The sequence below is a fragment of the Pseudoalteromonas sp. SIMBA_162 genome (assembly GCF_046535955.1).
Classification (GTDB): Bacteria; Pseudomonadota; Gammaproteobacteria; order Enterobacterales; family Alteromonadaceae; genus Pseudoalteromonas; species Pseudoalteromonas marina.
Genome location: NZ_JAWJBQ010000622.1, coordinates 1 through 261 on the forward strand (window position 1 = coordinate 1; position 261 = coordinate 261).

The window sequence follows — 261 nt, forward strand, 5'->3', positions numbered from 1 at the left end:
GCTTCTTCCTTCTTAAACGTTAAATATGTGTCTGAGTGTCTTGCAATCTCGCCTTTTTTCTTATGCATGTCACTTTCTCTGTATGCCTTGGCGTTATAGTGAAGCGGAGTAGCGTTTTTCCCTTTTCCCGTAGCGTTTTGGAGCTGTTGAAAATCTGCCTGAATGAAATGTTCATTTGCCTCGGTTTCTGCGTATTCTTTCGTTAGATCGTGATCAAGCTTTCCGAGCTTATGTATGGTATCGTTCCTTTTTTTATATGCT

1 protein-coding gene is annotated in these 261 nt (G+C 40.6%); it reads right to left on the bottom strand.

The annotated features are described in order from the left end of the window. A partial coding sequence (locus R0J88_RS21155; protein ID WP_410901051.1) for a T7SS effector LXG polymorphic toxin occupies nt 1–261 on the bottom strand: 261 nt, incomplete at both ends.